The sequence below is a fragment of the Bradyrhizobium sp. Gha genome (assembly GCF_900113735.1).
Taxonomy (GTDB): Bacteria; Pseudomonadota; Alphaproteobacteria; order Rhizobiales; family Xanthobacteraceae; genus Bradyrhizobium.
Window position 1 is genome coordinate 83,962 of the sequence record NZ_FOQM01000026.1, and the last position, 14,445, is coordinate 98,406.

Annotated in this window: 14 protein-coding genes; 5 read left to right on the forward strand and 9 right to left on the reverse strand. The window is 64.4% G+C overall.

Going from position 1 to position 14,445, the window contains the following annotated elements; all coding sequences use genetic code 11:
• The first annotated feature begins 36 nt into the window (after positions 1-36).
• The 4 genes from BM222_RS26920 to BM222_RS26935 all read left to right on the forward strand — a co-directional run bounded on the left by BM222_RS26920 (position 37) and on the right by BM222_RS26935 (position 4,510).
• Entirely contained in the window at positions 37-666 is a 630-nt protein-coding gene (locus BM222_RS26920; RefSeq protein WP_092234672.1) for a CvpA family protein, read from the forward strand.
• Between the two features lie 28 nt (positions 667-694).
• Complete coding sequence (gene purF, locus BM222_RS26925; RefSeq protein ID WP_092234674.1) at positions 695-2,206, forward strand: amidophosphoribosyltransferase; 1,512 nt, start codon at positions 695-697, stop codon at positions 2,204-2,206.
• A 137-nt stretch (positions 2,207-2,343) separates the two neighbouring features.
• Positions 2,344-3,084 (forward strand): SDR family NAD(P)-dependent oxidoreductase, encoded by a 741-nt coding sequence (locus BM222_RS26930; RefSeq protein ID WP_092234676.1) that lies wholly within the window; start codon positions 2,344-2,346, stop codon positions 3,082-3,084.
• A 190-nt stretch (positions 3,085-3,274) separates the two neighbouring features.
• The gene (locus BM222_RS26935) at positions 3,275-4,510 is read left to right on the forward strand and encodes an ABC transporter substrate-binding protein (protein ID WP_092234680.1); all 1,236 of its coding nucleotides are present in this window, start codon (positions 3,275-3,277) and stop codon (positions 4,508-4,510) included.
• Positions 4,511-4,669: 159 nt separating this feature from the next.
• Here BM222_RS26935 and der read toward each other — a convergent pair whose 3' ends face one another.
• The 7 genes from der to BM222_RS26970 all read right to left on the reverse strand — a co-directional run bounded on the left by der (position 4,670) and on the right by BM222_RS26970 (position 12,270).
• On the reverse strand, positions 4,670-6,052 hold the full coding sequence (der, locus tag BM222_RS26940; RefSeq protein WP_092234682.1) for a ribosome biogenesis GTPase Der: 1,383 nt from the start codon (positions 6,050-6,052) through the stop codon (positions 4,670-4,672).
• Between the two features lie 50 nt (positions 6,053-6,102).
• Positions 6,103-6,666 (reverse strand): hypothetical protein, encoded by a 564-nt coding sequence (locus BM222_RS26945; RefSeq protein WP_092234685.1) that lies wholly within the window; start codon positions 6,664-6,666, stop codon positions 6,103-6,105.
• A 30-nt stretch (positions 6,667-6,696) separates the two neighbouring features.
• Positions 6,697-7,350, reverse strand: coding sequence for a tetratricopeptide repeat protein (locus tag BM222_RS26950; RefSeq protein WP_092234687.1), 654 nt, complete (start codon positions 7,348-7,350; stop codon positions 6,697-6,699).
• Between the two features lie 169 nt (positions 7,351-7,519).
• Positions 7,520-9,115: a class I adenylate-forming enzyme family protein gene (locus BM222_RS26955; RefSeq protein ID WP_092234689.1), complete on the reverse strand. Its 1,596-nt coding sequence runs from the start codon at positions 9,113-9,115 to the stop codon at positions 7,520-7,522.
• Positions 9,116-9,185: 70 nt separating this feature from the next.
• Positions 9,186-9,770: an NnrU family protein gene (locus tag BM222_RS26960; protein ID WP_092234691.1), complete on the reverse strand. Its 585-nt coding sequence runs from the start codon at positions 9,768-9,770 to the stop codon at positions 9,186-9,188.
• Between the two features lie 70 nt (positions 9,771-9,840).
• Positions 9,841-10,419, reverse strand: a complete 579-nt coding sequence (locus BM222_RS26965) for a UCP034077 family protein (RefSeq protein WP_092234693.1) — start codon at positions 10,417-10,419, stop codon at positions 9,841-9,843.
• Between the two features lie 231 nt (positions 10,420-10,650).
• Entirely contained in the window at positions 10,651-12,270 is a 1,620-nt protein-coding gene (locus BM222_RS26970) for a peptide chain release factor 3 (protein WP_092234695.1), read from the reverse strand.
• A 172-nt stretch (positions 12,271-12,442) separates the two neighbouring features.
• Here BM222_RS26970 and sugE point away from each other — a divergent pair, with 172 nt between their 5' ends.
• The gene (gene sugE / locus BM222_RS26975; RefSeq protein WP_092234697.1) at positions 12,443-12,757 is read left to right on the forward strand and encodes a quaternary ammonium compound efflux SMR transporter SugE; all 315 of its coding nucleotides are present in this window, start codon (positions 12,443-12,445) and stop codon (positions 12,755-12,757) included.
• Here sugE and BM222_RS26980 read toward each other — a convergent pair.
• Both BM222_RS26980 and BM222_RS26985 read right to left on the reverse strand, forming a co-directional pair.
• Positions 12,750-13,754: an inorganic phosphate transporter gene (locus BM222_RS26980; RefSeq protein ID WP_092234699.1), complete on the reverse strand. Its 1,005-nt coding sequence runs from the start codon at positions 13,752-13,754 to the stop codon at positions 12,750-12,752. The genes sugE and BM222_RS26980 overlap by 8 nt on opposite strands.
• 12 nt (positions 13,755-13,766) lie before the next feature.
• Entirely contained in the window at positions 13,767-14,411 is a 645-nt protein-coding gene (locus BM222_RS26985) for a DUF47 domain-containing protein (protein WP_092234701.1), read from the reverse strand.
• Positions 14,412-14,445 lie beyond the last annotated feature (34 nt).

Here is a 14,445-nt window from a genome sequence, read left to right on the forward strand (position 1 = left end):
GCACCCTTTGAGCGTACGAGCGGACCAGACCAGCCGATGCCAGTAACACTCCTCGACCTGATCCTGCTCGGTGTGATGCTGATTTCGGGCCTGCTCGCCATGGTCCGCGGCTTCATGCGCGAAATCCTCTCGATTGCAGCCTGGGGCACCGCCGCGATCGTGACGCTGTACTCCTTTTCCAAGCTGCTTCCGACCGCCAAGACCTATTTCAACAACGACACCGTCGCGAGCGTGGTCGTGGTCGCCGGCGTGTTCGTCGGGACCCTGGTCGTGGTCTCCGTCATCACGGTCCGGATCTCCGACATGATCCTGGATTCGCGGATCGGCGCGCTGGACCGGACTCTCGGGTTCCTGTTTGGCCTCGCTCGCGGGCTTTTGATCGTCGTGGTCGCCTTCCTGTTCTTCACGTGGCTGGTGCCGGACAAGCAGCGCCCGGACTGGGTCTCGGGGGCGAAGTCCCGCGTGGTGCTCCAGGGAACCGGGGATTGGCTGATGTCCCTCTTGCCTGACGACCCCGAGAACACCATCTTGAAGAGATTCAAGAAAAACAAACCAGATGATGATCAAGCTGACACCGAGCAGCAGCCTTCGGGCAGCGGCGACGGGTACAGTAAACCTGCTCGTGACAGCCTGAAGAAGCTGATCGAGAAACCGGCAGCGCGTTGATTGAGCCCTAAAGAGAGGCGCGGACGAGATGCGACACCCTGACCAGGACGCCCATACTGAACTCGATCCCGGCTCCGCCGCGCTAGAGCTTCAGGACGACCTGGACGGAGATACGGTCCGCGAGGAATGCGGCGTCTTCGGCATCTACGGACACCCTGATGCTGCCGCCATCACGGCGCTCGGCCTCCACGCGCTCCAACACCGCGGCCAGGAAGCCGCCGGTATCGTCTCCTACGACGGCGGCCGCTTCCACAGCGAACGCCGCCTCGGCCTCGTCGGCGACACCTTCTCCCGCCGCGAGGTCATCGACCGCCTTCCCGGCACCATGGCAGTCGGCCACGTCCGTTACGCCACGACCGGTGCCACCATCCTGCGCAACGTGCAGCCGCTGTTCGCCGAGCTCAATGCCGGCGGTCTCGCCGTCGCTCACAACGGCAACCTCTCCAACGGCCTGACGCTGCGCCGCGAACTCGTCAAGAACGGCGCGATGATGCAGTCGACCTCCGACACCGAGGTGATCCTGCATCTGGTCGCGCGCTCCAGGCGAAGCCGCTTCATCGAGCGCTATATCGACGCGTTGCGCGAGATCGAAGGCGCCTATGCGCTGGTCTCACTCACCAACAAGAAGCTGGTCGGCGCGCGCGATCCGCGCGGCATCCGTCCGCTGGTGCTCGGCGAGCTCGACGGTTGCCCGATCCTGACGTCGGAGACCTGCGCGCTCGACATCATCGGCGCGCGCTTCGTGCGCGACATCGAGCCCGGCGAAGTCATCGTGTTCGACGAGAACGGCCAGGACATCCACAAGCCGTTCCCGCCGATGGCGCCGCGCCCGTGCATCTTCGAATACATCTACTTCTCGCGTCCTGACTCCATCGTCCACGGCCGCTCGGTCTACGAGGTGCGCAAGGCCTTTGGCGCGCAGCTCGCGCGCGAGAGCCATGTGCCTGTCGATGTCGTGGTGCCGGTGCCGGATTCCGGCGTGCCCGCCGCGGTCGGCTACAGCCAGCATTCGGGCGTGCCGTTCGAACTCGGCATCATCCGCAACCATTATGTCGGCCGCACCTTCATCCAGCCCACACAGGCGATCCGCGAATCCGGCGTGCGCATGAAGCACTCGGCCAACCGCGCCGCGATCGAAGGCAAGCGCATCATCCTGATCGACGACTCCCTGGTGCGCGGCACCACGTCGAAGAAGATCGTGCGCATGATGCGCGATGCCGGTGCCAAGGAGGTGCACTTCCGCCTCGCCTCGCCGCCGATCCTCTATCCTGACTATTACGGCATCGACCTGCCCGACCGCGGCGGCCTCTTGGCCGCGACGCATTCGCTGGAGGAGATGCGCGAGCTGATCGGCGCCGACTCGCTCGCCTTCCTGTCGATCGACGGCATGTACCGCGCGATGGGCGAGCCCGGCCGCGACCCCGCCAATCCGAAATTTGCGGATCACTGCTTCACCGGCGTCTATCCGACCCACCTCACCGACCAGACCCAGATCGAGCCGCAGCCGCGGCAGCTGTCGCTGCTGGCGGAGGCGAGCTGACGGCGCAGCCGTCATCCCGGGGCGATGCGAGGCATCGAACCCGGGATCTCGAGATTCCGGGTTCGGTCCTCTGGACCGCCCGGAATGACGGGTGTCGTGGGGCTTGTGCGAGCCAGCCACGCCTGTAAAACCCGGGCATGACAAAGCCTCTCGCCAACCGCATCGCTCTCGTCACCGGCGCCTCTCGCGGCATCGGCTTCGCCACGGCGCTCGCGCTTGCAAAAGCCGGAGCACATATCGTTGCGACCGCGCGCACGCAGGGTGGGCTCGAGGAGCTCGACGACGAAATCCGCAAGGTGGGCGGCAGCACCACGCTGGTGCCGCTCAACCTCACCGATTCCGACGGGATCGCGCGGTTAGGCGCCGGCCTGCATGAGCGCTACGGCAAGCTCGACATTCTCGTCGGCAATGCCGGCGTGCTCGGCCCCTCCTCACCGGTCGGCCATATCGAGCTGAAGACGTTCAACGACGTCATGGCCGTCAACGTCTCCGCGAACTTCCAGCTGATCCGCTGCATGGAGCCGCTGCTGAAGCAATCCGACGCCGGCCGCGCCGTGTTCATCACCTCAGGCGCTGCCAGCAAGGCGACCGCCTATGTCAGCCCCTACGCTGCCTCAAAGTCCGCGCTGGAGACACTGGCGCGCGCCTGGGCGCAGGAGACCGCGAACACGGCCATTCGCGTCAACCTGTTCAACCCCGGCCCGATCCGCACCCGCATGCGCGCCACCCTGATGCCGGGCGAAGATCCCGCAACGCTCGACACGCCCGAGCAGGTCGCCGAATTCATCGTCCCGCTGTGCACGCCCGACTGGACCGAGACCGGCAAGTTCTACGACTACAAGACGCGCAGCCTGATGAGCTTCCGCGCGCCGGCGTGATCGACTCGGACGCGCTGAAATGGCGCCTCAACGCATTTTGCCCAAAAGTTAACCGACGGATGACGCTACGACGCAGCATCATCCGGCTTTAGGCGCATTGCCGCCGTTCCGGGGACAGGCTACGGAAATTCGCCGGACCAAGGCTCCGCAAGAGAGCCGTCCGCATATTTGACAATGGAGGAAACCCTTTATGACGACGAATTTCGCGCGCCGCTCAGCGGCCCTTCTCGCCTGCGCCGCTTTCGGCTTTGCCACATCTGCTTTTGCCCAGGATAAGCAAGACAAGACGGTCACCATCGGCGTGCTCAACGACATGTCGAGCCTTTACGCCGACATCGGTGGTCCCGGCTCCGTGGCGGCCGTCAAGATGGCGGTCGAGGATTCCGGTCTGCTGGCCAAGGGCTGGAAGATCGAGGTCGTCAGCGGTGATCACCAGAACAAGCCTGACATCGGCGTCAACATTGCGCGGCAGTGGATCGACACCCAGAAGGTCGACATGATCACCGACACGCCGAACTCCGGCGTGGCGCTGGCGGTCAGCAACGTCGCCAAGGAAAAGAACGTCGTCCTGCTCAACAATGGCGGTGCCAGCGCCGACCTCACCGGCAAGGCCTGCAACGCCAACACCATCTCCTATACCTACGACACCTATATGCTCGCCAACGGCACCGGGAAGGCGCTGACCAAGGCCGGCGGCGATAGCTGGTTCTTCCTGACCGCCGACTATGCCTTCGGCGCCGCGCTCGAGCGCGACACCAGTGCCGTTGTCACTGCGAACGGCGGCAAGGTGCTCGGCGGCGTCAAGCACCCGCTCAACACCTCGGATTTCTCGTCGTTCCTGCTCCAGGCACAGAACTCCAAGGCGAAGATCGTCGGGCTCGCCAACGCCGGCGGCGACACCACCAACGCAATCAAGCAGGCGGCCGAGTTCGGCATCGTCGAAGGCGGCCAGAAGCTCGCGGCGCTTCTGCTCTTCATCAACGACGTCCACTCGCTCGGCCTCAAGACCGCACACGGCCTGACCTTCACCGAATCCTTCTATTGGGATCTCAACGACGGCACCCGCGCCTGGTCGAAGAAGTTCCAGGAAAAGGTCGCCAACCACGCGATGCCGTCAATGACCCAGGCCGGCAACTATGCCGGCGTGATCCATTACCTCAAGGCGCTCGAGGCGCTCGGCGGCAATCCGCATGACGGCGCCAAGGTCGTCGCCAAGATGAAGCAAATCCCGACCGCCGATGCGCTGTTCGGCAAGGGCCCGCTGCGCGAGGACGGCCGCCGTATCATTCCGGCCTATCTGTTCGAGGTGAAGAAGCCGGAGGAATCGAAGGGACCGTGGGACTATTACAAGCTGGTCGCCACCATCTCCGCGGAAGATGCCGCCAGGCCTCTCAAGGACAGCGAGTGTCCGCTGGTGAAGAAGTGACCGCGTAACAGTCATCCCGGGATGGTGCGCTAGCACCAGACCCGGGATCTCGAGAGGTTCGATGCTCCGCGTCGCCCGGAATGGCGATTCAGCGACTGCTCACCGCCCTCACCGGTCGAGATGCGATCCCACCAAGCGCGGGCGTGTCGAGCAGCACGCTCACGATGGCCGCTTGCGCTTGTGGGCGAAGGGATTGGTCTTCTCGCGCAGGGTGATGCGCACCGGCGTACCCGGCAGGTCGAAGGCCTCGCGCATCGAGTTGATGAGATAGCGCAGATAAGACTGCGGCACCGCATCCGCGCGCGAGCAGAACAACACGAAGCTCGGCGGCCGCGCCTTGGTCTGTGTGATGTAGTTCAGCTTCAACCGGCGGCCGGACACGGCAGGCGGCGGGTTGGCCTGGACCGCCTGCTCGAACCAGCGATTGAGCGCAGACGTCGGCACGCGCCTGTTCCACAGTGCATAGGCATCCTGGATCGCCTGCATCAGACGATCGATGCCTTCGCCCATCAGTCCGGATACGGCGACGATCGGCACGCCCTTGAGCTGCGGCAACCAATGGTCGGCATCGCGGCGCAGGCCTGAGATCGCGCCGCCGCCCTTGGTCTCCATCAGATCCCATTTGTTGACGGCCAGCACGACCGCGCGGCCCTCGCGCTCGATCAGGTCGGTGATGCGCAGATCCTGCTCCTCGAAGCGATTCTGGGAGTCCATCATCATCACGACGACTTCGGCAAAGCGCACCGCGCGCAGCGCGTCCGCAACCGAGAGCTTCTCCAGCTTCTCCTCGATGCGCGAGCGCCGGCGAAGACCTGCGGTGTCGAACACACGAAAATCGCGGCCCTTCCAGTTGATCTCGACCGCGATGGAATCGCGCGTGGTGCCGGCCTCCGGGCTGGTCAGCAGGCGTTCCTCGCCGAGCAAATGGTTGATCAGGGTCGACTTGCCGGCATTGGGACGGCCGACAACGGCCACCCGGATCGGGCGCGTCGCGGCTTCTTCCTCGGTGAGCGGCTCGTCGTCCTCGATCTGGTCTTCGTCGACGGGCTCCGGCAGCAGCTTGGCGAGTTCGTCGTAAAGTTCGCCCATGCCCTCGCCGTGCTCGGCCGAGATCTGGATGGGATCGCCGAGGCCTAGCGCAAATGCCTCCATGGCGCCGGCATCGCCATGCTTGCCTTCGCTCTTGTTGGCGACCAGCAGCACCGGCTTGTTGGCCTTGCGGGCGAAGTCGGCGAAAGCGCGGTCGGTCGGGGTGAGGCCGATCCGGGCATCGATCACGAAGAACAGCGCATCGGCCTGCGCGATCGCGGCCTCGGTCTGCTCCTGCATGCGTGCCGTCAGCGAGCCCTTGGCGCCCTCGTCAAGACCGGCAGTGTCGATGATGGTGAATTCGAGGTCGCCGAGCTTGGCCTCACCCTCGCGGCGGTCGCGGGTGACGCCGGGCAGATCATCGACGAGCGCGAGCTTCTGTCCCACCAGACGGTTGAACAGCGTCGATTTGCCGACATTGGGTCGGCCGATGATGGCAATCGTAAAGGACATTGGTCATTCGTGCGCCGCGGAGGTGGCGACTGTCAATTCTGTGAGAAATATCAGCGGGAGAAACTGCCGCTGGGCATTGGCGCCGGGAAAGCCCCTTGCGTCTGCGGTTGCTGGGTGGTCTGCGCCGGCTGTACCGGCTGCTGTGCGGATTGCTGGTCCGGCGGCGGCGCGGTGGTGCGCTTGCGGACGATCTTGTGCTTGGGCGGCGGGGCGGCAGGCGCTGGCGCAGCTTCCGGCTGAGCCTCGCCATCGATTTCGCCGGCCGGCGCTTCAGCCGGTGTCGCCGCGGTCGCGGCCGGCTGTCTGGTCTTCTTGCCCTTGGGGGATTTCGACGGCTTCGCCGGCTCAGCAGGCGGCGGTTCGGCCGGCAGCGCCGCGACGGCAGGCGCGTTCGCATCCTGCTGTTGCTGCGCACCCTTGTACAGCTCCTTCGGCACGCCCTGCTCGAGACCCGGCACGCCCTCCGGGAAGACCGGCTTGCGATCGCCGGGCAGCTTCTTCTTGGTGTCGAGGAAATCGAGCAGATCGCTCGGATCGAAGCTGGAGCAGCCGCCCAGCACGCCCGTGAAGGCGATCAGGACGGCGGCAGCGATCAAGCGAGGCGTGCGGCGCATATCGATATCTCGTCTGGACTCTCAGGACCGTCAGCTTTTGGCGACGGGCGGCAGCAAGGCCTGGAGCGCCTCGGCGCGCGAACGCAGGCCGGGCGGCGTTTCGCCGTCCTCGGCGATGGCGTCGACCCATTTGCGGGCTGCGGTCATGTCGTTGTTGCGCCAGGCCGACAGCGCCAGCAACTCGCGGGCGCTATGGCGGTAGGTCGATTTGGGTTCGGCGGAGGCCTCCAGCCGCTGCTGGATGTCGGCATAGCTCGCGCTGTCCACCAGCAAACCGGCGGCGCGAATCTTCGCAAGATCGCGCCACTCGCTGCCAAGACCCGTGTCAGCGGCGATATCGTCGTACATCTTGGCTGCAGCCTTGGGATCGCGCGCCGATGCTTCGGCCGCGGCACGAAGCCGCGCCAGGGTGCGGTAGCCGGACGGTGCCTTGGCAGCAAGATCGGCAAAGGCCGTCTCGGCCTCCGGATGCTTGCCCTGCTCCGACAGCTCCACGGCCTTCTCGAAGATCGCGCCGGCTTCGGCGGCCTTCTTGGCCTCGAGATACTGATAGCCGCGCCAGCCGCCCACGGCCGCCACGACCAGCACCATCAGCGCGATGAAATAGTGCGAATAATTGTCCCACAGCTTCTTGAGCTGCTCGCGACGTACTTCCTCGTCGACTTCGTCAAATAATTCAGACACTTAAGCTAATCCCATGCCCGGCCGGGAGCGCGCGCCAGATCGCGCGCGTCTAAAGCCCGTCCCCACGTGGCGGCGGCGATACCCTATCGATATGGCGCTGGCAAGGCAAAGCAAGGCCGATCAAGGTGTTAACGCGCGGTCCGGGATATCCGGGTACCCCGATCCGGTCCTATTCAGACCCGACCAGCAGCTCCCGCAGCTGCCGCTTCACCACCTTGCCGTTGGCATTGCGCGGGAGCGGCTCGGCGGTCACGGTCATCGTCTCCGGCACCTTGTAGTCGGACAAGCGCTCGGCGCACCACGCCCGCAGATCGTCGCCGCCGATTTGTACGCGCGTGACCACGACCGCATGAACGCGCTCGCCGAGCACCGGGCAGGGTTTTGCGATGATCGCGCTCTCGACCACGGCGGGATGGCCGGCCAGCACGGATTCGACCTCAGCCGAATAGATCTTGAGGCCGCCGCGATTGATCATGTCCTTCTGCCGGTCGAACACCCGGACGAAGCCTTCGGCATCCACCGAGCCGAGGTCGCCGGAATGCCAGTAGCCGGCCGTGAAACTCTCAGCCGTGGCCTCCCGGTTGTTCCAATAGCCCTTGATGACGGAAGCGCTCTGGATCCAGAGCTCGCCGATCTCCCCGGGCGGCAGCTCGCGCCCGTCCGCCATCGCAACGATGTGCGCCCCCGGACACGACAGGCCGACGCTGTCGATATGGCTCGCCGTCAGCTCGCCGGGCATGATGGTGGACGGTGACGTCGTCTCGGTCGCGCCATAGCAATTCGCCAGCTTCAGCCCTGGAATTGTCGCCTTGAGCTTCTCGATGGTCGCAACGGGCATCGGCGCCCCGCCGAAGCCTCCGATGCGCCAGCTCGACAGGTCGTAGCTCTCGAAATCCGGTTGCAGCAGGCAGAGATTGTACATCGCCGGCACCATCACCGTGTAGGTAACGCGCTCGCGCGCGGCGAGCTTGAGGTAGTCGGTCGCCCTGAACTCGGGCATGATGATCAGTGCGCCGCCACAGCGGATCATGGTCGTGATGTTGGCGACGACGCCCGTGACGTGCGCGAGCGGGACGGCTGCGATCGACCGATCGGCTTCCGTCAATTGCAAGCAGGACACGAACACCATCGAGGAATGCACGATGTTGCAATGGGCCAGCATCGCGCCCTTCGGCTTTCCCGTCGTGCCCGAAGTGTAGAGGATCATCGCGGTATCCTCCTCGCTCACGTCGACCGGGGCCCGAGCCGGCGCATTGTCGGCGAGCACCGCAAAGCGAGACTGAGCCGGATCACTGTCGATGGCGATACGGTGCATCACATCAGGCGCATCCTGCGAATCGGGCAGCCGCTCGGTGAGTGCAGCTTCGTGGATCAGGATCTTTGCGCCACAGTCGGACAGGACATAGGCGATCTCCGGCTTCTGCTGTCGCGTGCCGAGCAACACGGTAACCAGCCCCTCGTGCGCGGCGGCAAACAGCAGCAGCGGAAATTCGATGCGGTTGCCGAGCAGGATCGCGACGCGATCGCCGCGCTGCAGGCCGAGCTTGCGAAATCCCGTCGCAATCTGCGCGGACTGCTCCAGCGCCTGCCGCCAGCTCAGACGTACATTGCCGCAGACCAGCGCTTCGCCGTCCCCGTTACGCGCGGCAGCCTCGGCGATCATCGCCCAGAGACTAGCCGGTCGATCAACGAAGGCCGGGAGCACCCGATCGCCAAAGCGCGCCTCGAACCGCATCGGCGGAATCTGAGATTGCGACCAGTCCATCGGATACCCTCGTCTTGTTGCTTTTGCCAGCCTTCCCGTGGACACCGAGGTGATGTCTTGCGCTGATCGGCTAGCCACCCATCACGGGAACACCGATCACGACAGGATGAAACGCAAACGCCAGCGCCAGATAGGCGACGATGCCGACCGCGATCGCGATGAGATCGTTGGTGATGCCGCCCACGGGAATCGGCGGGGCCCCGGCATCCTTGCGGTGTTTCAGCGAAATACGGTCATACACGCCCCAAGCCAGGAACGAGCCGAACAGGATGATGGAGCCAACATCGCCATTGGCCAGCAGATGCGCAAACGCCCACAGCTTGATGCCGGCGAGCATCGGATGTTTCAGGGTCGCATAGATGCGGCCGCGCAGATAGGACGCGACCACCAGGATCACGGCAGGCAGCATCAGCGCGACCGTAAGGTGCTTCATCGCCTTCGGCGGATACCAGACGTCGATCCAGCCGGTGGCACGATAATGCGCAAAACCCCAGACGATCAGCGCCAGGCCCGCAAGCGAGACCACCGAATAGAGAATCTTGTAGGTCCCCTCGCCAAGCCTCGCGATCGCCTGCGCGCGCGCGCCGCGTTTCGTTGTGAAGACATGGGCGGCAAAAAACAGCGCCAGCCCCAGGATCATAACCAGCAGACCCACGATCGTCCTCCCTCAACCAGCGCCCCGCCTCTGAGGTATCATTGATTGGCCGCCGCTCGCAACTGACGGGCTACTTTCCAAGCTCTCGATTATCGACATAGCGGATCGCAATTGGCCGTCCGGCCAAGGCGTCACCGAGGCCGCTGGTGAACTTCAGCGGGAGACAGGCATTCAACGATGAATTGATCGCGTTGAGGTAGGAAGTTCGCGTATCGGCGGGGACGCCCGCAGTCGCAAAGGTCAGGCGCGGCGGGCCGATCAGACCACCAGCCTTGTTGAAGCTGAAGCGGACAGCCATCTGCATGCCGGCGCGCGCATTGTCCGATGGCGGCGACCAGCACGTACGCAGCTCCGCAAAAAGATCGCCGATCGTATCGATGTCGTGATCCGGCTTTTGATACTTGGCCCGATCAGCCTCTGGGGGCACGCTCTCGATCGTGAGCTGGAGGTTCTGGCCGTAGGGATAATCGATCTCGGGAATACACGGGCCAGGCTCGAGCGGACTGCAATAGTACGGCGTGCAGGGCGGACCGTCGAGAACGCTGCACGGCTCATGCGCAAACGGGATCGGATTGATCTGGCGGTGCTGCGCGTTGGCGGCAACGATTGATGTCGCCAACACTGTAAAAACGAGAATGCCGCGCCACATGCTTTGATCTCGCGATGTCGCATCTGTGAAACGTGGCACCGTTCGTGACGGCGTCAAGCCTGCGCGCGTTCACATGCTCGCGTTCAACTGCGGTGTCGTCGTCCGGCTTGACCGGACGAACCAGTATTCCAGAGGCGGTCATTGTAGAGCCGAGAGGCGCGGCGTACTGGATTCCCCGCCTTCGCGGGGAATGACAGCTGAGGGTGTGGAGGCAAGCGGCCGGGCTTCGCCCTACCCCTTCTTCTTCACGTCCTTGACGTTGGTGAACTCGATGCCGTCGGCGCGCTCCCTGGTGTAGCCGAGATAGAATTCGTTCCGGGCCAGATAAACGGGATCGCCGTCGACGTCATCGGCGATGCTCGACGTATTCGCCGCGATGAAAGTGTCGAGCTTCTTGCGATCCTCCGACGAGACCCAGCGCGCGAGCTGGAACTCGCTGACCTCGAATTCGACCGGCAGCGAATATTCCGCTTCAAGCCGGGCCTTGAGTACGTCGAGCTGCAGCGCGCCGACCACGCCGACCAGCGCGGGTGCACCATCACGCGGACGGAACACCTGCACGACGCCCTCTTCCGACATCTGCTGAAGCGCTTCCTTCAGCTTCTTCGCCTTCATCGCGTCGGTCAGACGGACGCGGCGGACGATTTCAGGCGCAAAGCTCGGCACGCCGACGAAGTTGAAATCTTCACCGTCGGTGAGCGTATCCCCGATCCGCAGCGTGCCGTGATTGGGAATGCCGACGACGTCGCCGGCAAAGGCCTCGTCCGCCACCGAACGGTCCTGAGCAAAGAAGAATTGCGGGCTCGACAGCGGCATGCTCTTGCCTGTGCGTACCAGCTTCGCCTTCATGCCGCGGCTGAGCTTGCCGGAGCAGAGCCGCGCGAACGCGATGCGATCGCGATGGTTCGGATCCATGTTGGCCTGGATCTTGAACACGAAGGCGCTCATGCGCGGATCGGTCGCCTCCACTTTGCGCTGGTCGCTGTCTTGGGCGCGGGGTTCGGGAGCGAACTTGCCGAGGCCTTCCAGGAGGTCGCCGACGCCAAAATTGCGAAGCGCGCTGCCGAAGTAGACCGGCGTCAGATGGCCCTCGCGGAAGGCGTCGAGTTCGAACGGCTTTGAAGCTTCCGTGACGAGTTCGAGCTCGTCCTTCACGGCGGAGACATCGAGATTCGCATTCAGCTTGGCGAGTTCGGCGATCTCGATCTGCTGCGCGGCGCCGGTCTTGGCGCCGCCACCTTCGAGCAGGCGCACGCCGCCATTGACGACGTCGTAGGTCCCGAGGAAGTCGCGCCCGCGGCCGACCGGCCAGGTCATTGGCGTGGTGTCGAGCGCCAGCGTCTTCTCGATCTCGTCGAGCAGCTCGAACACGTCGCGGCTCTCGCGATCCATCTTGTTGATGAACGTGATGATCGGAATGTCGCGGAGACGACAGACCTCGAACAACTTGCGTGTCCGCGCCTCGATGCCCTTGGCTGCGTCGATCACCATCACGGCGGAATCGACCGCGGTCAGCGTGCGATAGGTGTCCTCCGAAAAGTCCTCGTGGCCCGGCGTGTCCAGCAGGTTGAAGACCAGGCCTTCGAACTCGAAGGTCATGACCGAGGTCACGACCGAGATGCCGCGCTCGCGCTCGATCTTCATCCAGTCCGAGCGCGTGTTACGCCGCTCACCCTTGGCCTTGACCTGACCGGCCAGGTTGATGGCGCCGCCGAACAGCAGCAGCTTCTCGGTCAGCGTGGTCTTGCCGGCGTCCGGGTGCGAGATGATCGCAAAGGTGCGTCGGCGCGCCACTTCGGTGGCAAGCGGGGAACGGGCCGTCGAGTCGGCTGTGGCGGCAATGTCGGACATGGCGGGAGCGTTTGGCAGGGAAAATGGGCCCAATCAAGCCTCATGTGGTGATTGCGGAGTGCTTCGGCCAGCCCCATATCGGCCTTGGCCAAACTGGCCTTGGGGGAGGACGGCCTCCCTGCTCGTCAGCATGGCCTAGCGGGGACGACCCTGCCTTAAATGGAGGGTCGTCATGGCCTGGAGTCTCCTTTTCGTCGCCGGTCTTCTCGAGATCACCTGGGCGATCGGCCTGAAATATACCGAGGGTTTTACCAGGCTCGTGCCCTCCGTCGTCACGCTCGCGGCCATGGCGGGCAGCGTGATCCTGCTCGGTTTAGCTCTCAAGTCGCTGCCCGTCGGAACCGCCTATGCGGTCTGGACCGGGATCGGCGCGGTCGGCACTGCGACGCTCGGTATCTTCCTGCTCGGCGAGCCCGCCACCGCGCTCCGCCTTGCCAGCATCGGGTTGATCGTGGCCGGCATCGTCGGGCTGAAACTCGTCACTTGAAGATCTGGACCGCCCACCAGCTCAGCGCCGCGACGATGGCCGAGGCCGGGATCGTGATGATCCAGGCATAGACGATCGAACTCGCCACGTTCCAGCGCACCGCCGAGACGCGGCGGGCCGCGCCGACGCCGACGATGGCGCCAGTGATGGTGTGTGTGGTCGAGACGGGAACCCCGAGGAAGGTCGCCATGAACAGGGTCGCGGCGCCCCCGGTCTCGGCGCAGAAGCCCTGCATCGGGGTGAGCTTGGTGATGCGCAGGCCCATGGTGCGGACGATGCGCCAGCCACCCATCAGCGTCCCCATCGCCATTGCGGCCTGGCAGGACAGCACCACCCAGAACGGCACGGTGAATTCACCGCCGAGATGGCCCTGAGAATAGAGCAGCACGGCGATGATGCCCATCGTCTTCTGAGCGTCGTTGCCGCCGTGGCCGAGCGAATAGAGCGAAGCGGAGGCGAATTGCAGGATGCGGAAGGCACGGTCGACGGCGAACGGCGTCGAGCGCACCGAAGCCCATGACACGATTGCGACCAGCATCATTGCGAGCAGGAAGCCGACCAGCGGCGACAGCACGATCGCCAGCACCGCCTTGGTCAAGCCGCTCCACACCGCAGCATGAATTCCAGCCTTGGCCATGCCACCTCCGACCAGGCCGCCGATCAGCGCGTGCGACGAGGAAGACGGAATGCCCAGCGCCCAGGTCACGAGATTCCAGACGATGGCGCCGACGAGCGCCGCGAAGATCACCTGGGCGTCGACGATCGCGGGATCGATGATGCCGGTGCCGATGGTTTGGGCAACGTGCAGGCCGAACACCATGAAGGCGACGAAATTGAAGAACGCCGCCCAGATCACCGCGAACTGCGGCCGCAGCACGCGGGTCGAGACGATGGTCGCGATCGAATTGGCGGCGTCGTGCAGACCGTTCAGGAAGTCGAACAGCAACGCGACGGCGATCAGTCCGACCAGGACAGGAGCACCCAACGCAGCATCCACGGCGGCCCTGCCCTATACTTGCTCGATGACGATGCTGTTGATCTCGTTCGCGACGTCGTCGAAGCGATCGGCCACCTTTTCGAGGTGGTCGTAGATCTCGACACCGACGATGAAATCCATCGCCCTGCCGTCGCGATGCTTGAGGAAAAGCTCCTTCAGCCCGATGTCATGGAGATCGTCGACGCGGCCCTCCAGCTTGGTCAGCTCTTCCGTGATCGCAGTCAACATCGCGACGTTCGGCCCGATCGATTGCATCAGCGGCAGCGCACGTCCCACCAGATTGGCGCATTCGATCAGCAACTCGCCGATCTCCCGCATCGGCGGCTCGAAGCTGCGGACCTCGAACAGCATCACGGCCTTGGCCGTCTGCTGCATCTGGTCGATCGCATCGTCCATCGAGGTGATGAGGTTCTTGATGTCACCGCGGTCGAACGGCGTGATGAAGGTGCGCCGCACCGCCGTCAGCACCTCTCGTGTCACATTGTCCGCGTCGTTCTCGAACTGGCTGACACGCTGACAATAGACCGGCGTCTCCTCGCCGCCTTTCAGCATGCCCTGGAGCGCGATTGCACCCTGGATCACGGTCTGGGCGTGGCGGTCGAACAGGTCGAAGAACCGTTCTTCCTTCGGGAGGAAAGCGCGAAACCATCGCATCATGGGACTGGTCTACCGGTTGGAAATGGCCCGGCCG

What these genes read in the sequence shown, in the direction of transcription:
- BM222_RS26970 (WP_092234695.1), bottom strand. Translation starts at nt 12,270, where the DNA reads ATGTCCGACATTGCCGCCACAGCCGACTCGACGGCCCGTTCCCCGCTT.
- BM222_RS26965 (WP_092234693.1), bottom strand. Translation starts at nt 10,419, where the DNA reads ATGTGGCGCGGCATTCTCGTTTTTACAGTGTTGGCGACATCAATCGTT.
- BM222_RS26935 (WP_092234680.1), top strand. Translation starts at nt 3,275, where the DNA reads ATGACGACGAATTTCGCGCGCCGCTCAGCGGCCCTTCTCGCCTGCGCC.
- BM222_RS26985 (WP_092234701.1), bottom strand. Translation starts at nt 14,411, where the DNA reads ATGATGCGATGGTTTCGCGCTTTCCTCCCGAAGGAAGAACGGTTCTTC.
- purF (WP_092234674.1), top strand. Translation starts at nt 695, where the DNA reads ATGCGACACCCTGACCAGGACGCCCATACTGAACTCGATCCCGGCTCC.
- BM222_RS26930 (WP_092234676.1), top strand. Translation starts at nt 2,344, where the DNA reads ATGACAAAGCCTCTCGCCAACCGCATCGCTCTCGTCACCGGCGCCTCT.
- BM222_RS26920 (WP_092234672.1), top strand. Translation starts at nt 37, where the DNA reads ATGCCAGTAACACTCCTCGACCTGATCCTGCTCGGTGTGATGCTGATT.
- BM222_RS26945 (WP_092234685.1), bottom strand. Translation starts at nt 6,666, where the DNA reads ATGCGCCGCACGCCTCGCTTGATCGCTGCCGCCGTCCTGATCGCCTTC.
- der (WP_092234682.1), bottom strand. Translation starts at nt 6,052, where the DNA reads ATGTCCTTTACGATTGCCATCATCGGCCGACCCAATGTCGGCAAATCG.
- BM222_RS26955 (WP_092234689.1), bottom strand. Translation starts at nt 9,115, where the DNA reads ATGGACTGGTCGCAATCTCAGATTCCGCCGATGCGGTTCGAGGCGCGC.
- sugE (WP_092234697.1), top strand. Translation starts at nt 12,443, where the DNA reads ATGGCCTGGAGTCTCCTTTTCGTCGCCGGTCTTCTCGAGATCACCTGG.